At 72.5% G+C, this 24460-nt stretch carries 26 protein-coding genes; 12 read left to right on the top strand and 14 right to left on the bottom strand.

The window, feature by feature from the left end; translation table 11 throughout:
- Nucleotides 1-89: 89 nt before the first annotated feature.
- Nucleotides 90-575: a DUF1269 domain-containing protein gene (locus LZ495_RS26980; RefSeq protein ID WP_235055490.1), complete on the bottom strand. Its 486-nt coding sequence runs from the start codon at nt 573-575 to the stop codon at nt 90-92.
- A 247-nt stretch (nt 576-822) separates the two neighbouring features.
- On the opposite strand from LZ495_RS26980, the gene LZ495_RS26975 reads away from it, so the two are divergent.
- The 4 genes from LZ495_RS26975 (at nt 823) to fdxA (ending at nt 4540) form a co-directional block, all read left to right on the top strand.
- On the top strand, nt 823-1071 hold the full coding sequence (locus LZ495_RS26975; protein WP_235055489.1) for a hypothetical protein: 249 nt from the start codon (nt 823-825) through the stop codon (nt 1069-1071).
- Between the two features lie 61 nt (nt 1072-1132).
- Nucleotides 1133-2467 carry a DUF1254 domain-containing protein gene (locus tag LZ495_RS26970; protein WP_235055488.1) on the top strand — a complete coding sequence of 445 codons (1335 nt, stop codon included), beginning with the start codon at nt 1133-1135 and terminating at the stop codon, nt 2465-2467.
- 170 nt (nt 2468-2637) lie between these two features.
- Nucleotides 2638-4059, top strand: a complete 1422-nt coding sequence (locus LZ495_RS26965; protein WP_235055487.1) for a DUF1254 domain-containing protein — start codon at nt 2638-2640, stop codon at nt 4057-4059.
- 157 nt (nt 4060-4216) lie between these two features.
- Complete coding sequence (gene fdxA, locus LZ495_RS26960) at nt 4217-4540, top strand: ferredoxin (protein ID WP_235055486.1); 324 nt, start codon at nt 4217-4219, stop codon at nt 4538-4540.
- On the opposite strand, the gene LZ495_RS26955 is transcribed toward fdxA, so the two are convergent.
- The 3 genes from LZ495_RS26955 to LZ495_RS26945 all read right to left on the bottom strand — a co-directional run bounded on the left by LZ495_RS26955 (nt 4541) and on the right by LZ495_RS26945 (nt 6809).
- Complete coding sequence (locus LZ495_RS26955) at nt 4541-4960, bottom strand: hypothetical protein (RefSeq protein WP_235055485.1); 420 nt, start codon at nt 4958-4960, stop codon at nt 4541-4543.
- Between the two features lie 188 nt (nt 4961-5148).
- Nucleotides 5149-5709 carry a YceI family protein gene (locus LZ495_RS26950; protein WP_235055484.1) on the bottom strand — a complete coding sequence of 187 codons (561 nt, stop codon included), beginning with the start codon at nt 5707-5709 and terminating at the stop codon, nt 5149-5151.
- Nucleotides 5710-6050: 341 nt separating this feature from the next.
- Nucleotides 6051-6809 carry a DUF6928 family protein gene (locus LZ495_RS26945; RefSeq protein ID WP_235055483.1) on the bottom strand — a complete coding sequence of 253 codons (759 nt, stop codon included), beginning with the start codon at nt 6807-6809 and terminating at the stop codon, nt 6051-6053.
- A 253-nt stretch (nt 6810-7062) separates the two neighbouring features.
- Here LZ495_RS26945 and LZ495_RS26940 point away from each other — a divergent pair, with 253 nt between their 5' ends.
- Nucleotides 7063-7803, top strand: a complete 741-nt coding sequence (locus tag LZ495_RS26940) for a hypothetical protein (RefSeq protein WP_235055482.1) — start codon at nt 7063-7065, stop codon at nt 7801-7803.
- A 73-nt stretch (nt 7804-7876) separates the two neighbouring features.
- Here the strand turns inward: LZ495_RS26940 and LZ495_RS26935 are convergent, their stop codons facing one another.
- The 3 genes from LZ495_RS26935 to LZ495_RS26925 form a co-directional block, all read right to left on the bottom strand.
- Nucleotides 7877-8713 (bottom strand): SGNH/GDSL hydrolase family protein, encoded by an 837-nt coding sequence (locus LZ495_RS26935; RefSeq protein WP_268823387.1) that lies wholly within the window; start codon nt 8711-8713, stop codon nt 7877-7879.
- A 175-nt stretch (nt 8714-8888) separates the two neighbouring features.
- Nucleotides 8889-9356: a GNAT family N-acetyltransferase gene (locus tag LZ495_RS26930; protein ID WP_235055481.1), complete on the bottom strand. Its 468-nt coding sequence runs from the start codon at nt 9354-9356 to the stop codon at nt 8889-8891.
- Between the two features lie 239 nt (nt 9357-9595).
- Complete coding sequence (locus LZ495_RS26925) at nt 9596-9811, bottom strand: DUF1059 domain-containing protein (RefSeq protein ID WP_235055480.1); 216 nt, start codon at nt 9809-9811, stop codon at nt 9596-9598.
- A 228-nt stretch (nt 9812-10039) separates the two neighbouring features.
- Here LZ495_RS26925 and LZ495_RS26920 point away from each other — a divergent pair, with 228 nt between their 5' ends.
- Nucleotides 10040-10657, top strand: a complete 618-nt coding sequence (locus LZ495_RS26920) for an HD domain-containing protein (RefSeq protein WP_235055479.1) — start codon at nt 10040-10042, stop codon at nt 10655-10657.
- A 95-nt stretch (nt 10658-10752) separates the two neighbouring features.
- Here LZ495_RS26920 and LZ495_RS26915 read toward each other — a convergent pair whose 3' ends face one another.
- On the bottom strand, nt 10753-11382 hold the full coding sequence (locus tag LZ495_RS26915) for a TetR/AcrR family transcriptional regulator (RefSeq protein ID WP_235055478.1): 630 nt from the start codon (nt 11380-11382) through the stop codon (nt 10753-10755).
- A 92-nt stretch (nt 11383-11474) separates the two neighbouring features.
- Here LZ495_RS26915 and LZ495_RS26910 point away from each other — a divergent pair, with 92 nt between their 5' ends.
- Both LZ495_RS26910 and LZ495_RS26905 read left to right on the top strand, forming a co-directional pair.
- The gene (locus LZ495_RS26910; protein WP_235055477.1) at nt 11475-12020 is read left to right on the top strand and encodes a cupin domain-containing protein; all 546 of its coding nucleotides are present in this window, start codon (nt 11475-11477) and stop codon (nt 12018-12020) included.
- A gap of 65 nt (nt 12021-12085) precedes the next feature.
- Nucleotides 12086-12424: a hypothetical protein gene (locus LZ495_RS26905; RefSeq protein ID WP_235055476.1), complete on the top strand. Its 339-nt coding sequence runs from the start codon at nt 12086-12088 to the stop codon at nt 12422-12424.
- Between the two features lie 31 nt (nt 12425-12455).
- On the opposite strand, the gene LZ495_RS26900 is transcribed toward LZ495_RS26905, so the two are convergent.
- The 3 genes from LZ495_RS26900 to LZ495_RS26890 all read right to left on the bottom strand — a co-directional run bounded on the left by LZ495_RS26900 (nt 12456) and on the right by LZ495_RS26890 (nt 14698).
- Nucleotides 12456-13097: a class F sortase gene (locus LZ495_RS26900; RefSeq protein ID WP_235055475.1), complete on the bottom strand. Its 642-nt coding sequence runs from the start codon at nt 13095-13097 to the stop codon at nt 12456-12458.
- A 138-nt stretch (nt 13098-13235) separates the two neighbouring features.
- Nucleotides 13236-13769 carry a hypothetical protein gene (locus LZ495_RS26895; protein WP_235055474.1) on the bottom strand — a complete coding sequence of 178 codons (534 nt, stop codon included), beginning with the start codon at nt 13767-13769 and terminating at the stop codon, nt 13236-13238.
- A gap of 473 nt (nt 13770-14242) precedes the next feature.
- Entirely contained in the window at nt 14243-14698 is a 456-nt protein-coding gene (locus tag LZ495_RS26890) for a GNAT family N-acetyltransferase (protein WP_235055473.1), read from the bottom strand.
- 272 nt (nt 14699-14970) lie between these two features.
- Between LZ495_RS26890 and sigJ the strand changes: the two genes are divergently transcribed.
- Together sigJ and LZ495_RS26880 are read left to right on the top strand one after the other, a co-directional pair.
- Nucleotides 14971-15864 (top strand): RNA polymerase sigma factor SigJ, encoded by an 894-nt coding sequence (gene sigJ / locus LZ495_RS26885; RefSeq protein ID WP_235055472.1) that lies wholly within the window; start codon nt 14971-14973, stop codon nt 15862-15864.
- A gap of 244 nt (nt 15865-16108) precedes the next feature.
- Nucleotides 16109-16939 carry a HEAT repeat domain-containing protein gene (locus LZ495_RS26880; RefSeq protein WP_235055471.1) on the top strand — a complete coding sequence of 277 codons (831 nt, stop codon included), beginning with the start codon at nt 16109-16111 and terminating at the stop codon, nt 16937-16939.
- Nucleotides 16940-17198: 259 nt separating this feature from the next.
- On the opposite strand, the gene LZ495_RS26875 is transcribed toward LZ495_RS26880, so the two are convergent.
- Both LZ495_RS26875 and LZ495_RS26870 read right to left on the bottom strand, forming a co-directional pair.
- Nucleotides 17199-19880, bottom strand: coding sequence for a hypothetical protein (locus LZ495_RS26875; RefSeq protein WP_235055470.1), 2682 nt, complete (start codon nt 19878-19880; stop codon nt 17199-17201).
- A gap of 339 nt (nt 19881-20219) precedes the next feature.
- Nucleotides 20220-20789 carry a helix-turn-helix domain-containing protein gene (locus tag LZ495_RS26870; protein WP_235055469.1) on the bottom strand — a complete coding sequence of 190 codons (570 nt, stop codon included), beginning with the start codon at nt 20787-20789 and terminating at the stop codon, nt 20220-20222.
- A 48-nt stretch (nt 20790-20837) separates the two neighbouring features.
- Between LZ495_RS26870 and LZ495_RS26865 the strand changes: the two genes are divergently transcribed.
- Nucleotides 20838-21947, top strand: coding sequence for a methyltransferase (locus tag LZ495_RS26865; RefSeq protein ID WP_235055468.1), 1110 nt, complete (start codon nt 20838-20840; stop codon nt 21945-21947).
- Between the two features lie 88 nt (nt 21948-22035).
- Here the strand turns inward: LZ495_RS26865 and LZ495_RS26860 are convergent, their stop codons facing one another.
- On the bottom strand, nt 22036-22923 hold the full coding sequence (locus tag LZ495_RS26860) for an ATP-grasp domain-containing protein (RefSeq protein WP_235055467.1): 888 nt from the start codon (nt 22921-22923) through the stop codon (nt 22036-22038).
- A gap of 642 nt (nt 22924-23565) precedes the next feature.
- Between LZ495_RS26860 and LZ495_RS26855 the strand changes: the two genes are divergently transcribed.
- Nucleotides 23566-24360, top strand: a complete 795-nt coding sequence (locus LZ495_RS26855; RefSeq protein WP_235055466.1) for a hypothetical protein — start codon at nt 23566-23568, stop codon at nt 24358-24360.
- Nucleotides 24361-24460 lie beyond the last annotated feature (100 nt).

The following is a 24460-nucleotide window of genomic DNA, read 5'->3' as shown; positions in this document are numbered from 1 at the left end:
GCCCGCCGCACCGCAGCCGGAGTGACTGCTCGTTCCGCTCGTTCCGCACGTTCCGCGGGTGGTCGCACCCGGGGCCGTGCGGGTTCGCGTCAGTCCGCGAAGACCTCGCGCAGCTTCGCCTCTTCGTCCTTGGACAGGTTGGTGCGGATGAGCTGCGCATCGGTGGCGTCGAACGCGTCGTGCACCCGGTCGATCACCGCGTTGGTGCTCATCAGGAACAGCGCCGAGGTGCCCGGGGTGACCTCGCGGCGGACCTCGTCGATGAACTCGTCGTCGATGCCGACATCGCCGAGGCTGCCCGCGAGCGCGCCGGTCGCCGCACCGATCGCCGCGCCGATCAGCGGGATGAAGAAGATCAGGCCGAAGAGCATGCCCCAGAACGTGCCGCTCAGCGCACCCATGCCGGTGAGGTTGTTCAGCTCCTTGGTCTTGGGCTTCTTCTTGTCCGCGGGCCACGAGACCACGGCGGCGTCCACGACGGTGATCAGGTCCTGCTTCTGCAGGCTGAGCAGCTTCTCCTCGGCGAGTCCGGCGCCTTCGGGAGTGTTGAACTTCCACACGGTCAGCGTCGTCAAGGCAGATCCTTCCGATCGACGACAAATACAAGAAAAAGGGCATATCGCCATGCCGATCATGCCCGCGCCACCCGAAAGCCGCCATCCGAGGGGCTTCTTCGGTGTGTCGCGGGCGAACGCCGCCGCATGAGGCGAGCGGCGGACGCCGCGGTTGCGAGCACCATGAATCCGACATTTAGTGGCATTTACTGGCAGGAGTGACCCGAACTCGGAGGATGCCGTGGGCTGCGGCTGCATCTTGGCGCTGGTGGCGGCCGTCTCGCCGCGCCTCGCACTGTTCCTGGTCTGGATCTTCACCAACCTGGTCGACCGCGCGTTCGACACTTTCGTCGTCCCGCTGCTCGGTCTGATCGTCTTCCCGTTCACCACGCTGATGTACGTCCTCGCCTACCAGCCCGCATCCGGCGTCACGGGCATCGGATGGGTCGTCGTGGCGCTGGGCCTGGTCGTCGACCTCACCTCCACGGGCCTGTTCGCGCGCTCGCGCCGCCAGTGACCGGACGCCGCCGACACCGTCCCCGGCACGCCGGCCACCCTTCGGCAGGAAGGACCCCCGCATGACCGGCACGCAGCCGCTCGACCCGGCAATCGCGCGGGCCGTCGCCGCCGAGGCCTGGATCTGGGGCTACCCCCTCCTGGAGAACTACCGCACCCTCCGCGCCCAGGCCGTCGACGCAGACGACCCGCGCTACGTCGGCGGATTCGGCCGCTTCCGGCACCTTGCCGAACCGTCCACTCCGGCCAACACCGACGTCGCCGCACCGAACAACGACACCCGGTACTCGTGGGCCTGGCTCGACCTGCGCGCCGAACCCTGGGTCGTCGGCGTCCCCGCGACCGACCGCTACTACGTGCTGCCGCTCCACGAACTCGACACCGTGTATGCCGGATTCATCGGCAGCCGCACGACCGGCCAGGGCGCGGGCCACTACCTCGTCGCCGGACCGGGATGGCGCGGCACGCCCCCGCCCGGGATCACCGGCGTCATCCGGGCCGACACGTACCTGCTCGGCATCGTCGGCCGCACGTACCTCGCAGGCGAGGACGACGTCGACGCCCTGCGCGGGCTGCTGGCGCAGTACCGGCTGATGCCGCTGCACGCCTACACCGGGGAACCCGCCCCGCCGCCCGTCCCGACCCCGGTGTGGCCGGCCTGGCCGGCCTGGGACGAGGCCGCGGCGGGCGGCCTCGACTGCTTCACGGTGCTCGACCAACTCCTGGAGTTCTTCCCGGTGCTGCCCGAGGAAGCGCACCTGCGCGGCCGGCTCGCCTCGCTCGGCATCGACGGGGGAGGGCGCTTCGACCCGGCGGCGCTCACCGCCGCGACGCGCGAAGCCGTCGCGCAGGGCATCGCCGACGCCCGCACCCGGCTGGAGAACGCGGCCGCCGGGACGTTCCGCTCGGACAACCTGTTCGGCACACGCGCCGCGCTGGGCGACCGCTACCTCGACCGCGCGGTCGCCGCCTACAAGGGCCTGTACGGACTGCCGGACGAGGAGATGTGGATCGGCGGCTGGACGGCCGACGCGGACGGGCACCTCCTCGACGGGGAGACCACCCGCTACACCATCCGCTTTCCGGGAGGAGGCCTCCCGCCCGCGCGCTTCTTCTGGTCGGCCACCGCATACCGGCTGCCGGAACGCCTCCTGGTGGAGAACGCCTTCAACCGCTACGCGATCGGCGACCGCACGCCCGGAGTCCGGACCGCGGAGGACGGCTCGCTGACCGTCTACGTCCAGCACGAACGCCCCGAGGACGAAGTCGAACTCGCCAACTGGCTGCCCGCACCGCACAGCGCGTTCTCCATCGTGGTCCGCCTCTACGGACCGGACCCCGCAGTCCTGGACGGCTCGTGGACGCTGCCCGCGGTCACCCCGCGACCGGACGGCTGACCGCGACTCGGCCGACGAATGGCCGACCGCCGACTTAAGGCCGACGGGCGACCGACGGCGACTCGGCCGACGGGCGACCGACGAATGACCGGCGAGCTTCCGGTGAGTGGTCGATGTGGGGTCGACGACCGGAAGCGGAACCCCTGCACCGCCAACGAAAGGACCGGCACATGCCCGACCACGACGAGCCGACCGATCTCGCCGCGCTCACCGAACTGGCCGCCGAAGCCTACGTCTACGGGTACCCGCTGGTCTACGACAGCACGATGGCCGACCGCCTCGTCACCCGCGGGATCGCGTCCTTGCCCGCCACCGCGCCCAATACATTCGGGCACGGCACCAAACTGGCCGGCCCACAGGACGAATTCGTGTCGGTGAACAACGACACCATCTACTCGATCGCCCAGCTCGACCTGTCCGGCGGACCGCTGCTCCTGCACGTGCCGGACACCGAAGGCGCCTACTACGTCCTGCAGTTCATCGACCCCTGGACGAACAACTTCGCCTACGTCGGAAGCCGGGCCACGGGTACCTCCGAAGGCACGTTCCTGATCACTCCGCCCGGCTGGATCGGCAGCGTACCCGACGCCACACCCGTCATCGCCGCACCCGCCACCATGGCGACCATCACCGGACGCTTCGCCTGCGACGGCCCCGACGACCTGCCGCGCGTCGCCGACCTCCAGAAGCGGCTGACGCTCGAACCGTTCGCTGCCGCGACTGCCCCCGCGACTGGTCCCGCGGCCGCGGGGGCCGGCAGCGGTACGGCGGAGTCCGCGGCCGGGACTCTGGCCGGCCTGCCCGCACCCGACCTCGGCGTCGACGCCGACCAGCGCTTCTGGGAGCAACTCCGCGTCCTGCTGGCCGCCTTCCCGCCCTCCGACGCCGACCTCGACTACCAGCGCCGCTTCGCACCGCTCGGCCTCCTGCACGAAGGCGGCTCGCCGTACCGCGACACCCCGAAGCCCCTCGCCGCCGCGCTCCGCGCCGGCCTCGACGCCGGCAAGGCCCGCATCGAGGCGGCGAGCAAGGCGGGCTTCGGCGACCGGCACGGCTGCTGGCACATGTCCCTGCACGCCTTCGACTACAACATCGACCACCTCGGCCCCGGCACGATCGACGCCCCCGAATGGAAGGCCGCCGACCGCACCGCCTCCTACCTGCAGCGCGCGGTCGCCGCACGGGTCGGCCTGTGGGGCAACCACGCGTACGAAGCCGTCTACGCGACCACCTTCCAGGACGCCGACGGCGAACAGCTCAACGGCGCGCACACCTACACGCTCACCTTCACCACGCCGCCGCCCGCCGACGCGTTCTGGTCGCTGACCATGTACGACACGCCCGACTACTACCTGATCGACAACGCCATCAACCGCTACTCGATCGGCGACCGCACCGAAGGCCTCGTCCACGCCCCCGACGGCTCGCTCACCGTGCACATCCAGCACGCCAAGCCCGTCGAAGGCGAAGCCGCGAACTGGCTGCCCGCCCCCGCGGGGGACTTCCGCCCGATGCTGCGCATGTACCAGCCCGGCCCCGAGATCCTGTCCGGCAGTTACGTGCTCCCGGACATCGTGCGCGTCCGGCAATAGCCGTCGGGCGGCGGAGGCGGCGCCTGTTGACCTCAAGAGAGCTTGAGGCCGTACGGTCGTCTCCGCCGCCGGCCCGGCAACCAGCCTCCGGCGAAAGGCAGTCGGTGCACGCGGTCGGTGCACGGCCGCAACCCCCGCCGGAGAGGAAGCCGATCCGATGACGTACGTGATAGCTCTGCCCTGCGTGGACGTCACCGACAAGGCATGCCTGGAGGTATGCCCGGTCGAGTGCATCTACGAGGGCGAGCGCATGCTGTACATCCACCCCGACGAGTGCATCGACTGCGGGGCCTGCGAACCGGAATGCCCCGTCGAGGCCATCACCTTCGAGACCGACACCCCGGAGGAGTGGCAGCACTTCACCGCCGTCAACGCCGAGTTCTTCACCGGCCTTGACTCCCCGGGCAGCGGCGCGAAACGCGGCCGCACGGGCCGCGACCACCCGTTCGTCGCGGAACTGCCCCTGCAGCGCAAGGCCTGATCAGTCCGTCGCGGACGCGCGGACGAGGTGTCCTTCCAGAACCCGGGCCGCCTCGTCCGCGCCATCAGTGGTCACCACAAAGAGGCTGCCCGTCCGCAGACGTACCTCGAGGGCCTCGCCCGACCGCATCACCACACCGGAGGCGCCGGGTCGGATGCGGTAGCCCCACCCGCCGAACTCCCGGAACGCCCGCACCTCGCGCGTCCCGGCACCGGCGATGCGCGCGAGCGGGATACGCGTACGCGGACGGGGGAGCGGGCCGTACACGATCGTCACACCCTCCCCGTCCACGGTCACCCGGACCACGGCAAACGCCGCCAGCGCCGCAGCGGCGGCCGCAAACGCTGCGGCCGTCCACCACAGCGCGAACACACCTACGCCGCACGCCGCCACCGCGAACCCCGCGGCAAGCCACGCCATCAGCGGAGACGTGATGCGTCGCCTCCAGGACCGGGGCGCAGACTGCTGATCGGATCGCATCAGGCCAACCTACGCACCTACAGATAAGCGGCCCGTGCCAGAAGCCTCTCCAGCCACCCCAAAACCCGAAGACCGCCCCCAACCGCAAAGGGGGCGGTCTTCATCGTGACCATGCAACAGGCGGGGCGTCACGCGTCCTTGACGGCGGAGACCTCGATTTCCAAGGTGACCTTGTCGCTCACCAGGACGCCGCCGGTCTCCAGGGTGGCGTTCCAGGTCATGCCGTACTCCTTGCGGCTGATGACGACGGAGCCCTCGAAGCCCACGCGCACGTTGCCGTAGGGGTCGCGGGCCGCGCCCTCGAACTCGAAGTCCACGCTGATGGGCCGCGGTACGCCCTTGATGGTCAGGTCGCCGATGAGCCGGTAGGTGGTGTCGCCGAGGCGCTCGACGCCCGTCGAGGAGAAGGTGATCTCGGGGAAGTTCGGCGCGTCCAGGAAGTCGTTGGTCCGCAGGTGGCCGTCGCGTTGCTCATTGCGCGTGTCGATGCTCACGGCCTGGATGGTCACGGACGCGGACGACTTGGTGGGGTCGTCGCCGTCGAGATACGCCGTTCCGGTGAAGTCGTTGAAAGCCCCGCGCACCTTGGTGATCATCGCGTGCCGGGCCGAGAAGCCGATCCGGGTATGTGCGGGGTCGATCGTGTACGAGCCGGTCAGCTCGGACAGCGGAATGGCGGTGTCGCTCATGTACATGCTCCCTGGTCGCACCCCGAGACAGCGGCGGCCGCCGGCGAACCACGACCGGACAAGCCTCGGTTCCGAGCCTGCGACCGCGACGGCCGCACGGCAACCGGAGACCCTCCACCGGGGGAGCGCAGCCGGCCCGACGCCCTGCCCGGGTCCCCGTGCGGGGGCACAGAGACCCGAGCGCGGCGGGCGGCGCTGGGTGACTCGTGTGCAGCATGACTGTTTGGTCGGTGCCGCGTATTGGAGGAATCCGACATCCGCCGGGGAATTCGCCTGGGAAGACCGGCGCTGCGGTCAAGGCCGCCCGGACCTCGGACATTCCACAGGTGCCGCCGGTGCCGTCACCGCGGCCCGTCTTCGACGAGGCGTCCGTCCTCCATACGGAGAACGCGTGGCTTCATTCCGGTGACGAGCGCCTTGAGCATCGCCTCCCGCTGCTCCGGCGTAGGCCCGTCGGGATCGACCAGCCGGAACCGGTGCACCGGGATGTCCGCGGCATCGACGTCGCCGGCCTTCTGGCGCCCCTCGACGGTGAAGCCGAAGAGCGCGCGCAGCGCTTCTCCGCCGAGTTGGAGCGGGTGGAACGGCAGCGGGTAGGGGCGCTGGTCCGGCCACCCGGGCAGCGGTTCGACAGGATGCCGGCCCGCCCAGAACGGGTCCTCGAAGGGGAGCCGCTCGCCGACGTCCTCCACGACGCCGTCGTTCGGCGACAGGCTGAGGGAGCGGACCAGGACGCCGTCGCGCCACAATGCGAACGTCAGCGCGTCGACCACGCTGTGCATGGCGTGGAGCACGACAGTGCGTCCTTCGGCGGCGTCCAGATAGCGGTGTGGCAGCCGCGAGGGGAGGCCCACCATGGTGCCCGAGCACACGATGTCGACGCCGGGGAAGCACGCCGCGTAGGCGAGGTCCTGCGGCGGAGACGTCGACTCGACGAGGGTGGCATGCTCCTCGGGATCGGCGTCGATCCGCCAGCCAGGGTGCAACTGCTGCAGCAGCGCCTCTGCCCGGTCGCTGCTGCCCGGGCCGGGAGGCCGGTTCCGCAAGGCGTCGGCCACGCTTCTTGTTGCGTACGCAAGCAGTGCGGTCTGTGCTCCCATGGCGCACTCTCCGCGTCTCGACGATCAAGGCGCAGGCAGAGGCTACTTTTGCCTGCCCAAGGCAGCCCCTGCTTCTGTCTTCCAGTTCTCAATAACCGGCCCTAGCCAAAAACACTTCTCAAAGCACACAAACAAAGCATCAGGGCGGAAGGGAGTCGTCCGGGGTTCGGCAGAACCGTTGTGGGGTGCGGACCGTCCCCTTCCGGGGGAGAACGGGATGCCCCCTTCCTGCTGGCCATAAGGGGGCCGCTCGGTGTCCAAGGTGATGACGTTCCTGGCGTTCGTGGTGGCTGTGGTGGGCACCATCCTGTACTTCACGACGGATCTGTCGTTGGCGCAGTTGCTGGCCTTCGGGGCCGGGGCGTTGTTCTTGCTGTGGCAGGTCGTGCTGCTGACGGTGCCGTGGAGCCTGTACTACCAGGCGCGTGCGGTGATCCACGAGATCCATCTGGCTCGTGAGCAGGGCGTGGAGGTGCCGGAGAAGCGCGAGGCGGAGGCGGCTGCGCTGGCGCGGCGGCTGAAGTGGGCGGCGATCGCGGCGCACGTGGTGTCGGCCGGGGTGGTCGCGGTGATCACGCTGGTGTCGGGGGAAGAGATCGGTTACTACTTCTCCGGCTTCTACCTGCTGAGCACGGCGTTCCGGCCGGCGCAGGCGTACTTCGCGTATCTGCGGCGGCACTTGCTGGGGATGCTCAACGATGTGAAGTACCCGCACGAGAACATCGCGGAGGTCCGGGGCCGGCTCGATGCGGCGGAGGCCGAGATCGCGGCGTTGCGGCTGCAGCAGGAGGAGCAGCGTGAGGCGGATGCGGAGCTGCGGCGTTTGATCGAGGCGGTCGAGGTGTCGACGACTGCGCGGGACAACCGCCTGGACTCTCAACTGGACGCGATGGGCCGGAAGTTCGAGGACACGGTGAATCGGTTGACGGACAACCAGGAGGTCATCGCGGGGATCAAGGCGTTCCTGCGGTTGATCCGTACCGATCAGGTGTGAGCGGGTGTTCCGTCCCGGGGCTGCGGCTTCGGGACGGAACCGGTCGGCCGGGAGCTCAGGGGCCTCAGCGGTCTCAGGGGCCGGGCCAGGGTTCGGCGGTGGGGCGCTTGGGGGCGCGGTTGTCGCCGGAGGAGCGTCCGCGGACCCGTCGGACGAGCCAGGGGCCGAGGTGGATGCGGGCCCAGTGCGCGTCGGATTTGCGGCGGTCGAGCCAGGGGGCCGGGGGTGCGGGCGGCAGCGGGGTGCGCCAGTCGGGGTCGTACGGGAGGCCGAGGGCTTCGCAGACGGCGTCGGTGACGCGGCGGTGGCCTTCGGGTGAGAGGTGCAGGCGGTCGGCGTCCCAGAGGCGGGGGTCGTCGAAGGCGCGTGCAGTGTAGAGGTCGACGACGGTGGCGTTGTGGCGGGTGCCGAGGTCGTCGACGAAGGTGACGAGCTGCTCGATGCGCGGCATCAGGCGGGCGCTGGATTTGAGGCGCCGGGTGGGGTCGGTGCTGCGGAAGAGCACGAGGTGGCCGCCGCCTGCGGCGAGTTTGGCGGCGGATTCCTCGAGGACCGCGCAGACCGCGGGGACGTCGCAGCGGGGGCGGAGGACGTCGTTGAGGCCGCCGGCGAGGGTGGTGAGGTCGGCGCCGAGGGCTGCGGCGGCGGGGACCTGGTCCTCGGCGATCTGCCGGATGAGCTTGCCGCGGACCGCGAGGTTGGCGTAGCGCAGGTCCGGATTGGCGGTGGCGAGCCGGTCGGCGAGGCGGTCTGCCCAGCCGCGGTATTGGCCGTGGGTGCTGCCGGGCGGGTGGGTGGTGTCGGACATGCCTTCGGTGAAGGAGTCGCCGACGGCCACGAAGGTGCGGATGGGGCCGAGGGGCGCGGGGGTGGGGCGCGGGTGGGGCGTGTGCCGGGCAGCGGTGTTCATGGCGGGTCCGATCCTATGCCGGGGTCCGGGGCTCGGCCGGGGTGGGTCTGCGGTGGACCGGCACTGGATCGCCATTGGATCGGCATTGGATCGGCATGACATCGGCATTGGGGCGGCGGCGGGGTGATGTCGTGGCTGGGGCAGGTGCGAGTGGTGAGGCGGGGTCGGGTACGGGTCAGAGGCGGAGCTTGAAGCCGTCGTGGCTGCGGGTGAAGCCGAGGTTCTCGTAGAAGCGGTGGGCGTCGCCGCGGTTCTTGTTGCTGGTCAGTTGGACGAGGGTGCATCCGCGGGTGCGCGCTCGGTCGATGGCGTGCCGGACGAGGTGGCCGCCGAGGCCGTCGCCGCGGTGGTGGGGGTGGATGCGTACGGCTTCGAGGAGGGCTCGGTCGCGGGCGGCGTTGCCGAGGCCGGGGATGTAGGTGGCCTGGAGGAAGCCGAGGACGGTGCCGTCGCCGCGGTCGAGCACGAGGAGTTCGTTGCGGGGGTCGGCGTCGATGGCGTCGAAGGCGGCGCGGTGGGTGGCGGTGACGCTGACGTCGGCGGGTGCCGGCGGGTGGTCGTCGTCGGCGAGGAGGGCGAGGAGTTGGGGGAGGTCCTCGGGGGTGGCGGTGCGGATTGCGGGGGCGGCGGAGGGGTGGGGCATGGGGTCAGTGTGCCGTTGGGCGGGGTGGTGCTGTGCCCAGGCCTGCCGGTCGCCGGATGCCTGTCGCCCAGCCGAATCAGCGCCTTGCCGGCCGCCCGCCTGGCCGTCGGCCTGGCCGTCCGCCCGCCCGCTCTCCGGGTCCGGACCTGCCGCCTCCTACGGGGTCGCTCCCCGGGCCGGGTGGGCCGGACGGGGAGCGACGGGGTGCAACGGGGTGTGGAGGGGTGTGGCTGGTGCGTTCAGGCGGGGCTTGGGGCGTGTGAGGCGAGCCAGGCGCCCTCGTCTTCGAGGTCGCCGGCGATCCAGGCGCGGACTTCGTCCGTTTCGGGTTCGCTGTGCACGCGGGCGGCGTGGTCCATGGCGGCACGCAGGACTTCGTCTTCCTCGCCGATGATGACGAGGGAGCAGCCGACGTCGTTGGGCATCTTGGTGCAGTCGGCGACCTTGCGGGACATGGTGGGCTCCCTTCCCGGCGTGGCCGCCGGGCCCGGCGGCCCTTGTCTTCCACTGTCGCACCATGCGGGGTGGCGGCGCGCGGTGAGGCGGTGCGGGCTGTGGATTCGTCCGGGGTGTGAGGGGCGGCGTGGGGTGTGGGTGGTGCGGCGTCGTGCGGGGTGCCGGGTGGTTGGGGGTGATCACTAGGGTTGCGGTCCGTTGTCGGACTGTGGGGTGAGGAGTCGGTTATGGGTGGATTTGCGGTGGCCAAGGTTGCGGGTGTGGCGGCGCCGGAGGGGTTTGCGGGTGAGGCGGCGTTGGCGCTGTGCGCGGAGTACACGGATGCGGCGCTGATGAACCACTCGGTGCGGTCGTACTTCTTCGGTGCGGCGTATGCGGATGCGCGGGGTCTGGTGTTCGACCGGGAGCTGCTGTTCGTGTCGGCGCTGCTGCACGATTTCGGGCTGGTTGCGGCGTTCGACAGTCACCGGTTGCCGTTCGAGGAGGCTGGTGGGCATGTGGCGCGGGTGTTCGGGGCGGGCCTGGGGTGGCCGGTGGGTCGGCGGGACCGTGCGTGCGAGGTGATCGTGCGGCATATGCGGGAGGACGTGGCTGCGGAGGTGGATGTGGAGAGCCATCTGCTGCAGGTGGGGACGAGTGCGGATGTGTCGGGGCTGGGGTTGTCGGGGTTCGGCGGGGAGTTCACGGCGGAGTTGATGGCGCGGTATCCGCGGGAGGGCTTCGGGGCGGTGTTCCTGGAGTTGGTGCGGGACCAGGGTGCGCGGAAGCCGGAGTGCTCGGCGGCGGCGTGGGTGGCCGGGGGTGCGGCGGAGCGGATTGCGGCGAATCCGCTGGAGCAGGTGTAGGAGGCGTAGCGGAGCTGGGGCCGGGGGGCCGTCGGGTCCAGAGGGCTGCGCGGGCGCGGAAAAGGCGCGGAAAACGTACGGAAAAAGGTGCGGGGTCAGGTGTCGTCGGCCGGGAGGCGGGTGACGAGGGCGGTCATTGCGGCGACGGCTTCGGCGTCGGTGAGGCCTTGGTGTTCGCAGAGGGACTGCCAGGTGGGGAATGCGGTGGCGTGGGCGGTGAGGGCGCGGCGGAGGCGGCGTTCGGGTTCGCCGGGGTCGGCGAAGGGGGCGGTGAGGATGTCGGTCTGGTGCTGGGCTTCGGCGTAGCGGGCGCTGCGGATAGGTTCGGGGACGGCGTGGATGTCGCGGTGGATGAGGGCGAGCATCTGCGGGTCGGTGCGGTAGTAGCGGTAGAGGTCGGCGAGGCCGGTGCGGAGGCGTTCGACGGGGTCGTCTATCCGGGCCCATTGGTCGGGTCGGGGGAGGGTGCGGCGGGAGAGCCAGTCTTGTGAGCAGGCGGTGAACAGGGCGGTGGCGTCGGGGAAGTGGCGGTAGACGGTGAGGCGGGTGACGCCGGCGTGTTGGGCGATGGCGGCGATGGTGGTGGCGGCGGGGCCGAGGGTGCCGTGGAGGTGGACGGCGGCGTCGACGATCTGCTGGCGGGTCTCGTCGACTTGTTCGGCGCGGCGGGTCATGGCGTAGGGGCGCGGGTTCCCGGTTTTGGGTGAACGCGGGTGTTCAGTCAAGTGTTGACACCTTCTTGCCGGGGGGCGCAGACTCGAATTTGAGAGAACACTAGTGTATCGGCAATTTTCCGATCTCCGAGGGAGGCCGCACCATGAGCGGCATCGACCAGGAACCCCGGCCCGCCGACCTGCCTGCCCCGCCCGACCTGACGGTCGTCCAGCCGGGTGCGGGCGCAGTGGCCGATCTGGGCAGCATCGGGGTGGCGTTCAAACTGTGGGGCCGGGACACCGGCGGGAGCGTGTCGATCGTGGAGCACCCGTTCCCGGTGGGCGCGCTGGTGCCGCCGCATCTGCACACGCGCGAGGACGAGTATTCGATCGTGACCGAGGGCGAGATCGGGTTCCGGTCCGGGGACCGGGAGGTCGTCCTGGGGGCGGGCGGGTACATCACGAAGCCGCGCGGCGAACTGCACACGATGTGGAACGCGGGTCAGGTGCCGGCCCGGATGATCGAGGTGATCAGCCCGGCGGGGTTCGAGCACTTCTTCCGGGAGCTGGCGGAGATGGTCGGCGACGGTCCGCCCGCGCCGGATGCGGTGTTCGCGCTGGGTGCCGCGTACGGGCTGCAGTTCGGGCGCCCGGACTGGCTGCCTGATGTGATCGCACGGTACGGGCTGACGCCGCCTCCGGGGGCGTGAGTGCCCTGCTGAGTCCCTTGTGCGGCCTGGCTGTTCGGGTGTTGCGGGCGTGGCATCCGGCGGCCATGGGGTACGACCTGCACATCACGCGGCGCGCGAACTGGTGGGACGAGGGCGGACCGGTGATCACCGCGGCCGAGTGGCTGGCGGTGATCGCCGCCGACCCGGGTCTGGTGGCGTTGCCCGACCCGCCGGGTGCGCCGGGACCGGTCCGCCCGGCTGCAGAGTTGGCCGAGCCGCCGTCGGGGCGCGGCAGTCCGGAGCTGTGCCTGCGCAACGGCGAGGTCATGGCGAAGAGTCCGTCGGATGCGCTGCTGGTGAAGATGTGCGAGATCGCCGCGGTTCTGGGGGCGCGGGTCCAGGGTGACGACGGGGAGTACTTCGTCGGAGGAGTGGCGCTCTGACGCAGCTGCGGGGCGACCCGGGCGGGAAGCGTCAGCGGGTGGCGGTGAGGCGGGCGTACACGACGATGTTGCCCGAGTAGCCGGAGCCGGGGTCGAACCGGCCGCCGCAGGTGATGACGCGGAGTTCGGGCTGGTCGCTGTTGCCGTAGACGCGGGTCGCGGGGAAGTCGTCGCGGTCGTAGGTGCGTACGGCGTAGGTGGTGAAGACGGCGGTGCGGCCGTCGCGGCGGGCGATCTCGATCTTGGCGCCTTTGCCGAGTCTGCCGAGTTCGTAGAAGACGGCGGGGCCGTCCTTGCTGTCGACGTGGCCGACGACGACGGCGGTGCCGGTCTGGCCGGGGGTGACGGCTTCGGTGTTCCAGCCGGCGGTGTTGCGTTCGGCCGGGGGGACGTCGAGTTCGCCCTGCGGGGAGACGCCGACACCGACGATGCGCGCGTTGACGGCGATGGCCGGGATGCGGATGACGGTGGGGACGGCGCGGTTCAGCGGGCTGCCGCCTCCGCCCGGTCCGGGGGCGGCGACCGCGGAGGCGTCGTCGGGGCTCGGCGGGCCGCTGGTGCCGATGGCGCCGTTGCCGATGAGGAGTCCGCCGGCGAGGAGCGCGCCCAGGACGAGGCCGAGGTGGGAGCGCTTGGCGCCGGGTGTGCCGGGTTCTGCGGCGGGGGACTTCATCGGGGTCCTCCTGGGCGCGTCCGCCGCCGTCCCGGGCTCGCGCGGGGTGGCGGCGCGAATGGCTCGGGACGACGGCGGACGTGTGCGACGTGTGTGACGTCTGTACGGACGGGCGTGTTCGGGCGCGTCGTGTACGGGTCAGGCGCGGGTGTCGGTGTTCTCGCGTCGACGCACGAGGACGATGCCGGTGCCCAGCGCGGCGGCGGCGATGAGCCCGCCGACGACGATCTGCGTGGTGTCGGGGCCGCCCGCGGCGCCGCCCAGGCCGGTGCGGACGCTGCTGGTGACGGCGCGTCCGGCGACGACGACGGTCGTGGTGGTGGTCATCGGCTTGCCGGCGGGCGGGCCGGAGGAGCAGCTGGCGGTGACCGTGTACTGGCCGGCGGGGGTGGTGCCGTGGACGACGAGCGTTCCGGTGAAGACGCCGCTGGCGGCGGCGCCGAACAGGACGGTGCCGGCTTGGGAGGTGCCGTCGGCGACGACGGCGGCCTCGCTCGGGCAGGACAGGACGAGTTGGACGGTCTGGCCCGGTTGGACATTGGCGGGCGTCGCGTGGATCTTGGGGCCGCGGTCGCCGTTGGCGTGGGCGGCGGGTGCGGTGGCGACGGCGGCCAGCAGCGTTGCGGCCACGGCGGTGCCGGCGGCGAGTCGGGCTGCGCGGGCTGCGGACACGGGGGACCTCCAGGGGCGTGTGCCTGGGTGCGGGCGGTCCCGTGGGACGCGGGCGCGCCGCACTCCGATTCGTTGAGCCCAGGAGACCGCGCGGCGCGCGGCGGCGCAGCGCGCCGGGTTGACCGGTACGGCGTAGCGCGGGGTGCGGGCGGTGCGGGATCGGTGCAGGTGGGGGTGCGTGTCGCGGGGATGTGGCGGGGGTGCGGGTCGGGTGGCGGCGGTTAGGACGAACGAGGGAACGGGGCAACGGGGCAAGGGGGAGCCGCGGGCACAGGAGAGGCGGCGGGGAACGGAGTGGTGCGGGCGGGTGGTTGCGGTTCCGGTCGCCTGCGGGTCGTCCCGGGCCGGTCCGTGGTCCCGGCCTGCCGGTGTTGTCTGTTCCCGGGTCCGTTCCCCTGTGCTGCGTCTGCGTGTTCCTGGCCCTGGTGTTGGTTCCCGGTGCCGCTTGTCGGCAGTAGGCAGTGGGCGGCGGGTCAGGCGAGGCGGAGGGCAAGGGTGACGAAGGGGATGGTGTCGCCGGGGAGGAGGTCGCGTTCGGTTTCGGTGAAGCCGTGGTGTTCGGCGAAGCGGAGCCCGTCGGTGTTGCTGGCGAGGATGATCGTTTCGACGGTGTCGACGCCGAGGGTGCGGGCGTGGGCGAGGCCGTGGTTGTAGAGGGCGGTGCCGTGGCCCTGGCGCCGGTGCGCGGGGAGGATGCGGGCGATGACGGTGGCGGCCGGGGTGTCCTCGTCGGGCGGGCGTACGGTGGCGCAGCCGATGGGGGTGTCGCCGAGGTAGGCGGTGTCGAGGCGGTAGAGGCCGGCGTTGGTGCGGATGGCGTCGAGGCCGAGCGGTGCGGTGGGGATGATCGTGTTGTGGATGTGCTGCCAGTCGAGGAGTTCGGTTTCGGCGGCGGGGTGGGTGTGGGCGATGCGGAGGGTCGTGGTCATCGCAGCAGGTAAGTGGTGGCGGGGGTGGTCCGTCAACGGGTTTGTGCCGGGCGCTGTTCGGGCCGCTGCGGGCCGCTGCGGGGCGCGTCGTGCAAGGCGCGGGGCGCGAGGCTGGGCGCGGGGTGGGGCGCGGGGCAAGGCAGCGCGGTCCGGGGGTTGTGTGTGAGGGTCTGCGGGTGCAGGTCTGCGCGGGGTGGATGTCGCGGTGTGCGGACGCTGCCCGATGATGATCTTGGTGTGGCTTCGGGACGACGAGGGGATGTGGCCGGCCGGTGAGTGCGGACGCGGATGCGCAGGAGTTGCTGGCGGTGCGGTTCGAGGAGCACCGTTCGCATCTGCGGGCGGTGGGCTACCGGATGCTGGGTTCGGTCGCGGAGGCCGAGGACGCGGTGCAGGAGACGTGGATCCGGCTGAGCCGCAGTGACGTGTCCGGGGTGGAGAACCTGGGCGGGTGGCTGACGACGGTCGCGGGCCGGGTGTGCCTGGACATGCTGCGGTCGCGGTCGTCGCGGCGCGAGGACGCGATGGAGACGTACGTCCCGGATCCGCTGGTGTCGGTGGACGATGCGGCGCATCCGGAGTACGAGGCCGAGTTGGCGGATTCGGTGGGGTTGGCGCTGCTGGTGGTGCTGGAGACGCTGCCGCCCGCGGAGCGCCTGGCGTTCGTGCTGCACGATATGTTCGCGGTGCCGTTCGAGGACATTGCGCCGATCGTGGACCGTTCCCCGGCGACGGCGCGGCAGTTGGCGAGCCGGGGCCGGCGGAAGGTGCAGGGCCGGACGCTGGAGCACGAGACGGACCGGTCGCGGCAGCGCGAGGTGGTCGGGGCGTTCCTGGCGGCGGCGCGCGGCGGGGATTTCGAGGCGCTGCTGACGGTCCTGGACCCGGACGTGGTGATGCGGGCGGACACCGGCGGTGTGGGCGGTGCGTCGCGGCTGGTGCTGGGGGCGCGTGCGGTGGCGCAGCAGGCGGAGGCGTTCCGTTCGATGGCTCCGTTCGCGCGGATGGCGCTGGTGAACGGGATGCCGGGGGTGGTGACGGCGCCGGACGGCAAGGCGTTCTCGGTGATGGCGTTCACGGTGGTCGACGGCCTGATCGTGGAGATCAACCTGCTGGCGGACCCGGCGCGGCTGGGGGCGCTGGACATTCCGGTGGTGTCGGACTGAGTACGGCGGTCCCCGCCCGGCGCCGCAAGAGCGCTGGGCGGGGACCGCCGCGGTCGCGGGTCTGCCGGGTTCCGCGCGGGTGCCGTGCCAAGCCCTCGCACCCGGTCCGGTACGTGCGGCGGTTCGGGTGCGAGGGCTCGGGGCTCGGGGGTGCGGAGGCTCAGGCTGGTGGTCGTGCGCAGACGACCCGCCAGCGGGTGAATCCGTTCGCGCGGCGGGCGGCCTCGCGTGGAGACTCGGCCATATGGATCTTCCCGGTGTCGACCGTCTGGTCCGCGCTCTCGACGGCGACGCGGACACGTCTGCGGAGGCCCGCGGGACCTTGGTGCGCTTGGGGCGGCTGGGGCGGGATGTCGTCCCCGCGGTGGTGCGGGGGTTGCCGTCGCTGGAGTCCTTCGGGCAGTTGGCCGCGATCGAGGTGTTCCAGGACTTGGGTGATCCGCGGTGCTGTCCGGCGCTGATCGGCTTGCTGGCGGGCGCGGATGCGACGGTGCGGGAGTGGTCGGCGTATGCGCTCGCGGAGTTCGCGCGCCCGGACCCTGCGGATCCGCTGGACCCTGCGGATCCGCTGGACCCTGCGGATCCCGGGGGTGCCACGGGTGCGGATGCGGTGCGGCAGTTGCGCGGTGCGTTTGGCGCGTGCCGCGAACGGGGCACGCCTGCCGACGAGTTGGAGCCGAACGCCCTGCGGTGGGCGCTGACGAGGTTCGGCGCCCGGGTGCCGGTGATGCCGCCGCTGACGGCGTCGCTGCGCTGCGCGCCGGGTCCGGAGGGCCTGTCGGAGGTGTGGCCGGCGGTGCGGGTCCGTGAGGTGGTCGCGGAGTTGGCGGACCATGCGCAGGTGGTGCTCGGCGTCGGGTTCTGGGAGGTCAAGGACGAGGGGGCGTACCGGGTCGGGTCGGCGGGGCTTGCCGGGAATCTGGAGTGGGGTCCGGCGTGGACGGCCCCGTGGGAGCCCCTGGTTGCCCGGTCCCGCGCCGAGGTCGAGGCGGCGCTCGCCCGGGTCGGTATTCCGGCGGAGGGCGATGTGGTGGCGACGATCTCGTGGATGGACCGGGCGGATCTCGCGTGGTGAAGCGCTTCCTGACGTGTTGCCTTGATGTGTGTCGGCCCCCGGCCCGTCGGTAGGCAGGGTTCCGCGGGTGTGCGGGTCCGCGGTGGTCGGGCGGGTGGTGGCCGGTGCGGGCGTCCACCGTTCGGCGCTCCACCGCAGGCGGTGCGCGGGCAGGCGTGGTCACGTTTTCGGCGGCGGCCCGGTTCGCGGCCGCGCAGTCCCTGCCGCCGGCCTTGGGCACTGCGAGGACGTCGAGTTCACCGCCCAGGCCCTGGGCAGGTCACGAGGGTGGCGCTGCGGCGGCCCTTGCGGTGGCGAGGAGTTCGGTCAGGGGGCCGGTGAAGTCGTGGACGAGGTGGGCGGCGACCGTCCACGCGTCCGCGGTGTCCAGGCAGTCGCGGACGAGGCGGATCAGGCGCCGGGTGTGCGGGTCGCGGAGCATCGCCGGGCCGCGGGCGGCGGCTTCCTCGGTGGCCAGGCGCAGCGCGAGGGACGCGTCGGGGCAGGTGGCGGCGACGTCCCCCAGGGTGAGGGCGCCGGTGTCGAGGGCGTGGACGAGCCAGGCGGCGGGGTGGCCGTCGGGGTCGGCGGCGGCCTTGGTGCGGAGCGCGCGGCGGGCGAACGTGCCGGGCCGGTCGCGGTGTTCGGCGAGCGCGGTGAGGGCGCGGACGGGCAGGGGGCCGATCGCGGGGTCGGCGGGGTCCAGGTCGTCCCACGGCAGGGTGTGCCATCCGTCGAGGACGTCCGCGGGGAAGTCGGCGCGGGACAGGGCGGAGGCGAGGCGTGCGGGGTGGCGGGCGTAGCCGTCGATGGTGCGGAGGTGGTCCAGGCCGGCGGCGTCCGCTGCGTGTGCCGTGTCCGCCGCGGCGTCGGCGTCGGGGCCGATGCCGGTCTCGGCGGCAGCGGTCCCGGCGGCACTGCCCTCGGGAATGGGAGGGGCGTCGGTGGAGGGGGCCTCGGCGGTTTCGGTGAGTCCGGTGAGGTGGAGGGCGTGGCGGGCGGTGTGGCGGGCCGCCGGGGACAGCAGGCGGGAGGCTGCGGCGGCAGCGGGTACGGGGTGGCGTGTGGACGCGGCGGCGTGTTCGTCGAGTTCGTCCAGGTGGTCGAGGAGTTCTCGGACGTCGCGGCTGCCGTGCGCGCCGCCGTTCTCCCACAGGCGGATGAGGGCGTGGAGCCGGGCGTGTTCGGTGTGCAGGTCGGCGCGGCGCAGGACGATGCGGAGTACATCGGGGTGTCCGGCGTCCAGGCATGCGGCCAGGTGCGGGTACGCGGCGGGGCTGCCGGGTGAGCTGCCGCTGCGGGTGAGGCTGTCGAGGAGGCCGGGCGCGAGCGGGACGGTGCGCGGGTGTCCGCTGCGGTCGGTGCCGGAGAGGATGCGTACGCGCTGGGGGTGGGTGAGGTGGTCGGCGCATGCGTACAGGTGGGCGTTGACGTGCGGGTCGTCGAGGTCGAGCAGGCGTGCGATGTCGGGCGCGGGCAGGTTGCGGACGGTGGCCAGGGCGAGGTCGGCGGTACGGCCGTGGACGCTGAGGATCCGGGCGCGCAGTGCGGTGTCGGCACCGAGGAGGGCGACCTGAGCGGCGCGCGGGTCCAGGGCCGGGACGAGGGCGAGGCGTACCTCGGGGGACGCGGCTTCGTACAAGGTGTGGAACGGGAGTTCGGAGAAGTCGGGGCCGGACGCGGGTTCGCGGATCGGGCGCGGTGCGGTGTCGGCGGGGCCGCGTTCGCTGCTCGTGTGGGCGTGCGCGTGGGCGAGGGCGCTGTCGACCATGGCAGCTCCGGTGCCGGAGTAGTCGGCGGAGCCGTGCAGGAGCCCGGTCCATGCGGCGGGGTCGTCGCCGAGGCGGGCAGCGAGGCACGCAAGGGCGTCGTGCAAGGCGGGGGCGGCGGTGCGGGGGTCGGGGAGGAGCATGAACAGCAGGTAGGCGGGCCGGAGTTCGCGCAGGACGCGGGTGGCGTCGAGGGTGCCCGCGGCGAGACCGCCGGTGAGGGCGGTGAGGGCGTCGCCGCCGGCCTGTTCGAGGTCGCTGCCGAAGACGTCCAGGGGCAAGTCGGGGACGAGGGCGTACATCCGGGGCGGGGCGTCGGCGAGGACGGCTTCGCGGAGGTCCGGTGGGCAGGCGGGGTGCGCGGCGAGTGCGGCCAGGCCGGTTCCGGTGAGGGGCTTGTGGGCGTGTTCGGCGCGGACGAGGTCCCAGTCGATGTCGGTGTCGGTATGGATGTCGATGCCGGCGTGCTGTGCGGCGAGCGCGTCGACGCAGGTGCGGGCGTAGTCGCCGTCGCCCTGCCCGTCGGTGTGCCGCAGGCCGAGGAGGAGCAGCGCGGTGGAGGGGTACGGCGCCGGCACGAGCGGCATGACCGGCACGGGTGATGCGGGCAGTGCGACCGGCGCGGGCGGTACGGGTGACGCGGGCGGCAGGTCGGGGGCCAGGATGCGCAGTGCGTAGGCGGCGGCGTCCGGGAACGGGCCGTGCAGGGCGGGTACGAGGTGGTCCGCGTCCGTGCGGGCGAGCAGCCAGGGGACGAGTGCGTCCGGGCCCGTGTGCCAGCGCGGGTCGGCGGGGTCGGCGGCGGCCAGGACCGCGGCGCGGATCCGCTGGTGGTCGGCGTGCGGGGCGGGTGCGGTGAACAGGGGGACGGCCAATGCGGGGATGCCGCGTCGGGCCAGTGCGGTAAGGGTGCCGGTGGAGTTGTGGGGGTTGGCGGCGAGCGCGAGCATCGCCTCGAGTCCGCCGGAGCCGCGTACCTCCGTTTCCGGGCCGCCGATGCCTATCTCGGGTCCGCTTCCGCCGCCGGCGACGACCACGTCGACAACCGCGTCCGGCAGGGTGCGGGCGTTGGCCAGCGCGGTGAGGGCTCCCGGGCGCAGGCGCTGCAGGAGTTCGGGCAGCAGGGCGGGGTCGGCGAGCCGGAACGCGGCGAGGGCGGTGGCCGCGTCGGTGATCTGCCGGATCGTGAGCACGCGCGCTTCCCCCAGTGGTTCTGCGTGGCGAACGGACGGACGACGGACGGACGGCGAACGGGTGATGGAGGACGCCGACGCCGCGACACAGACGCTGCGATGTCGTGCCGAGGCCCCGCCGATTATCTGCGGCGAGCGGCCGAAGCGGAGCCCGCAGGGTGTACTCGGCTGCGTCGTCCAGGAGTTCGACCGCCATGGCCGGGCCGGGCGAGGCGGGTTGTGTGCCGCAGTGCAGTGCCGGACTTCGGCCTCGGCGCGGAGCCCTCGGCTCCGGGCGAGCGGGGTGTCGAGGAGTGCGGCGTGGGGCGCCGGTGGTTCAGGCGTCCGTGCGACGGCGGTTCAGTCGGTCGGGTGGAGGTGGGTGCGGTGCCCGTCGTGGTCGAAGATCCCGATGATCTCGGCCGGGCCGCCGTGGGCGCCGAAGGCGTGCGGGATCATGGTGGAGAATTCCGCGGCCTGGCCGGCCTCGACGAGGATGCGGCGGTCGCCGAGGAGCAGGACGAGGGTGCCGGACAGCACGGTGAGCCAGTCCCAGCCGGGGTGGGCCTTCAGGTCGGCGGGCTTGGCGGGGGCGGGCCGGGTGATGCGCATCTTGGCGACGGTCTTGCCGGGTTCGCTGCTGAGCGTCCACATGGTGACGCCGCGGGCGTCGTCGTGCCGGGGCCGGATGACGACGTCGTCGTGGGTCGGCGTCTCGACGAGCTGGTCGAGGGTGGTGCCGAGGGCGCGGGCGATCGCGGTCAGCTGGTCGAGGCTGATGCGGCGGTGGCCGGTCTCGATGCGGCTGAGGGTGGACGGGCTGAGGTAGCAGCGGGCGGCGAGCTCGTCGAGGGACCAGCCCATGGCGGCGCGCAGGCCTTTGATGCGTTTGCGTACGAGGGCGTCGACCTCACCGTCTTCTTGCGTCATACGCAAGATGGTATGCGATTGGGGCAATGCACTCGTACGCTCGAACGCATGCAGCACGAACCGCACCCCCAGAACCCCGCCCCCGCCTCCGCGCCCGCCGACCAGCACAACCACGCGTCGCCCACCCCCGCGCCCGGTCACACGCACGGACCCACGCCCGGCCACGGACAGCACCAGCACGCGCACGGCCACGCCCATGCGCACGGGCACACGCACGGCCAGGGCCTCGACCACGACATCGCCGGCGCGTTCGACGCCGAGCTCGCGGTCATGCTCGACCTCGACGCCGAAGTCCTGCACGACCACCTCGCCGACGTCACCCGCTGGGTGGCCGCGCACACCGGCGACGCCCTGCCGGTGCGCCGCATCGCCGACGTGGGCTGCGGCACCGGCACGGGCACCTTCGCGCTGCTGCCGCTCTTCCCGAAGGCCGACGCGGTCGCCGTCGACAAATCCGCGCAGCTCCTCGAGCACCTCGCCGGGAAGGCCCGTACGCTCGGCGTCGCCGACCGCGTCACCCCCCTCGAAGCCGACCTCGACGCGGACGCCTGGCCCGCGCTCGGCCCGGTCGAACTCGTGTGGGCGTCCGCGTCCCTGCACCACATGGCCGACCCCGACCGGGCGCTGCGCGAGATGTTCGCGGCGCTGCGCCCCGGCGGGCTGCTCGCGCTGGCCGAACTCGACGGGTTCCCGCTGTTCCTCCCCGACGGCGTCGGCGCGGGACTGGACGGGTCCGGCATCGAGGCCCGCTCCCGCGCGGCGCTGCAGAGCCGCTACGCGGACCACGTCCCGCACCTGGGCGCGGACTGGGCACCCCATCTGGAGCGTGCCGGGTTCGCCATCGAGGCGGAACGCGTGTTCGCCGTCGACCTGCACGCCCCGCTGCCGCCGGCCGCGGGCCGCTACGCGCAGGCGATGCTGCGCCGCATGCGCACCGCACTCGCCGACCCGGCCCACGGCAACGCAGCCGACGGCGCGGCGGGCGACGGGACCGGTGACGGAACCGGCGAAGCGGCCGGTACCAGCTTGAGCGCAGACGACCTCGCGCTGTTGGACCGCCTCGTCGCCGACGACGGCCCCGAGAGCGTCCTGCACCGCGGTGACCTGAACGTCCGCACCGAGCGCATCGTCTGGCTGGCGCGTCGCCCCGCGGCCTGACGAGGACGTGGTCCGCGCCAGGCCCGGCTCCGGCCGGCGTCGGGCCGGTCTCAGGCAGGGCGGGGGCAGCACGCCCCGGGCCGCTGCGTCAGGACAGGACGCGCGCGACCACCGCGTCCGCGAACCGTCCGGCGGCGCCGTCGGCGAGTTCGAGGAAGAGGTGGGGCTCGACGAGTTCGAGCTCCATCAGGACCGGGGACCCGTCGTCGGCGAGCGCCACGTCGACGCGGGCGTAGAGCAGGTCGCCGGCCGGCGGGTCGGTGATGGCGGCGGCTGCGGCGAGTGCCGCGGCCGCCACCGCCAGTTCCGCATCCGACGGTTCGTGGGGCACCAGGTCCGGGTGCGGGACGCGGGCGTTGTCGACGACGGCGATGTCGGTCAGGACCGGGCCCTTGCGCAGCGCGTGGCTGAAGGTGCCGCCGATGAAGGCCAGCGCCCGTTCGCCCTCGTCGATCCGCGACAGGTACGGCTGCACCATCGCGGTCGCGCCCGCGGCGTGCAGCGCGGCGATGTGCCGTACGGCGGCGTCGCGGTGGTCCTGCCCGTACCGGGCGCTGTCGCGGGCCGCGACGGACACGGTCGGCTTGACCACGAACTCGCCGCGCTCGGGGAGCACCGGGTCCTCGCCCGGGGCGACGAACCGGGTCGGGACGACGGGGACGCCCCGGGCGCCGAGTTCCGCCAGGTACCGCTTGTCGGTGTTCCAGCGCACCAGCGGCGCCGGGTTGTCGAGCCGGGTCGCCGCGGCGACGTCGTCCGCCCACTTCAGGAACTCGGGCAACCGTTCCGTGTAGTCCCAGGTGGACCGGACGACCACGGCCGCGGACTGCGCCCAGTCGGTCCCGCCGTCGTCCCAGCGCGCCGCCACCGCGTCCACGCCGCGCTCGCGCAGCGCGGCGATGAGCAGCGGCATATCCGTGTCCCTTTCCAACCCCAGCGCGGACGTGGCCACCACCACGCGCGGACCACCGGACATGCGCCCTCCCCAAGTTGCCGGAATTCGGTACTTCCGCCCCACAGTGAACCGGACGCCGGTACCTCGGCGCGCACGCAGGGCCCCGCACTGTCCGCTGAGCGAACCGGCACCTGCGCCGAGCGTCCTCCCCGCGGCACCCGGCCGCCCGCGTGTCTGCCTGCGTTCGTCTGTGCCCTGTCGTCGTCGCCTGCACGTCCCGTACGAGCCGGCCGACGGCCAGGCCCACCCGGGCAACGTGGTCAGCCGCTGGCGCGCGGGACTTCCGCCGTGGTCCGACCCGCCGCCGACGGGACCGGGTCGTCTCCGCTCCAGGCGAGGGTACGTAGCCGCTCGGCAAGCCGGAGTGAGGTTGGACGTCAAGCCGAGTACCTGTTCCTGATCCCCGTATCTGTTGGTCAGGGGCTGACGCCGTGATTCGGGCAAACCGGAAGCGTTCGCGGAACGGTCACGGTGACCGTTCCGCGAACGGAAGCGCCGGAACACCACCCGGGAGACTTTGCGCAGCGTCGCGCCGGTCCAGTCCTGCTGGGCTGCCAACCGCCCCGGCTCGGCCGGGGGAGTGGATTGCCGGGTGAGTGCGTGTGGTCCTTCCCGAACCCGGGCAACTCGACAGTTGCCGTCCGGGTTCGGGAAGGACCAACAATGAAACGCACCGCCAATGCCGCCTTCGCGGCGGGCCTGATCCTCTGTGCCGCGGTTCCCGCCGCGGGAGCGGAGCCCGGCGCACCGTCCGCCGCCCCGACTCCGCGCGGCGTCGTGACGGGCTCCGCCGTGACACTGGGCCCCAACCAGGTGCTCGACCTGCCGAGGCTCAACTGCCCCTCGGGGCAGACCTCCACCGGCGGCGGACTGACCCTCAGCCCCGACAACGGGGTCTTCATGCGCTCCTCGAACCCCGCGGGTGTGGGCTGGGAGCTCTCGGTCCACAACCTCAGCGACGGGCCACGGACCGTGACGCCCCTGGTGATCTGCACGTCGGACCCGTCCATCACCCACGTCGCCGGGCCCGTCGTCAGCGGCGACACCGTGTTCAGCGGCGCGCAGTGCCCGGCGGGCCAGGTAGTGGCGGGCGGCGGTGCCGCCGCGGCCCACCGGAACTTCCTCAGCTATTCGAGCGACTACAACGAGGGCTGGCACGCGCGGGCCAGGAACCTGGGCAGCGGCCCGTCCGCGGTGGCTGCGTTCGTCCGGTGCTCGAACCGGCCCCACAGCGACGCGGGCACCACCACCGGCGTGCCGGTGCCACCCGGACAGACCAGGTCGGCCCACGTCGAATGCCCCGCCAACCAGGTGCCGACCGCCGGCGGCGGATATGGCGACCCCAAGCTGCTCCACAACGCCTCCGGCCCGACCGCGACCGGGTGGACGATCCGGGCCACCAACACCGAAAGCACCGATCGCTCCCTGTACGCGACTGTCGTCTGCACCACTCCCTGATCCGGGGCGCCGGTCGCCGGACCGGGCGCACGGGAGGCGGGCCGGGGCAGTGCTCCATCGCCCGCACGTTGTGACGCTTCGCCCCTCACCACCGGCTTAG

It is taken from the genome of Yinghuangia soli (genome assembly GCF_021502675.1).
GTDB lineage: Bacteria > Actinomycetota > Actinomycetes > Streptomycetales > Streptomycetaceae > Yinghuangia > Yinghuangia soli.
This window is presented reverse-complemented; position numbering and strand designations above follow the sequence as displayed.

Bases quoted from the DNA above. Each gene is read 5' to 3' on its own strand.
- LZ495_RS26890 (WP_235055473.1), bottom strand. From the start codon at position 14,698: ATGACCACGACCCTCCGCATCGCCCACACCCACCCCGCCGCCGAAACC.
- LZ495_RS26860 (WP_235055467.1), bottom strand. From the start codon at position 22,923: ATGTCCGGTGGTCCGCGCGTGGTGGTGGCCACGTCCGCGCTGGGGTTG.
- LZ495_RS26870 (WP_235055469.1), bottom strand. From the start codon at position 20,789: ATGACGCAAGAAGACGGTGAGGTCGACGCCCTCGTACGCAAACGCATC.
- LZ495_RS26855 (WP_235055466.1), top strand. From the start codon at position 23,566: ATGAAACGCACCGCCAATGCCGCCTTCGCGGCGGGCCTGATCCTCTGT.
- LZ495_RS26965 (WP_235055487.1), top strand. From the start codon at position 2,638: ATGCCCGACCACGACGAGCCGACCGATCTCGCCGCGCTCACCGAACTG.
- LZ495_RS26920 (WP_235055479.1), top strand. From the start codon at position 10,040: ATGGGTGGATTTGCGGTGGCCAAGGTTGCGGGTGTGGCGGCGCCGGAG.
- LZ495_RS26955 (WP_235055485.1), bottom strand. From the start codon at position 4,960: ATGGCGTGGCTTGCCGCGGGGTTCGCGGTGGCGGCGTGCGGCGTAGGT.
- LZ495_RS26945 (WP_235055483.1), bottom strand. From the start codon at position 6,809: ATGGGAGCACAGACCGCACTGCTTGCGTACGCAACAAGAAGCGTGGCC.
- fdxA (WP_235055486.1), top strand. From the start codon at position 4,217: ATGACGTACGTGATAGCTCTGCCCTGCGTGGACGTCACCGACAAGGCA.
- LZ495_RS26900 (WP_235055475.1), bottom strand. From the start codon at position 13,097: ATGAAGTCCCCCGCCGCAGAACCCGGCACACCCGGCGCCAAGCGCTCC.
- LZ495_RS26925 (WP_235055480.1), bottom strand. From the start codon at position 9,811: ATGTCCCGCAAGGTCGCCGACTGCACCAAGATGCCCAACGACGTCGGC.
- LZ495_RS26880 (WP_235055471.1), top strand. From the start codon at position 16,109: ATGGATCTTCCCGGTGTCGACCGTCTGGTCCGCGCTCTCGACGGCGAC.
- LZ495_RS26950 (WP_235055484.1), bottom strand. From the start codon at position 5,709: ATGAGCGACACCGCCATTCCGCTGTCCGAGCTGACCGGCTCGTACACG.
- LZ495_RS26935 (WP_268823387.1), bottom strand. From the start codon at position 8,713: ATGAACACCGCTGCCCGGCACACGCCCCACCCGCGCCCCACCCCCGCG.
- LZ495_RS26910 (WP_235055477.1), top strand. From the start codon at position 11,475: ATGAGCGGCATCGACCAGGAACCCCGGCCCGCCGACCTGCCTGCCCCG.
- LZ495_RS26930 (WP_235055481.1), bottom strand. From the start codon at position 9,356: ATGCCCCACCCCTCCGCCGCCCCCGCAATCCGCACCGCCACCCCCGAG.
- LZ495_RS26865 (WP_235055468.1), top strand. From the start codon at position 20,838: ATGCAGCACGAACCGCACCCCCAGAACCCCGCCCCCGCCTCCGCGCCC.
- LZ495_RS26905 (WP_235055476.1), top strand. From the start codon at position 12,086: ATGGGGTACGACCTGCACATCACGCGGCGCGCGAACTGGTGGGACGAG.
- LZ495_RS26970 (WP_235055488.1), top strand. From the start codon at position 1,133: ATGACCGGCACGCAGCCGCTCGACCCGGCAATCGCGCGGGCCGTCGCC.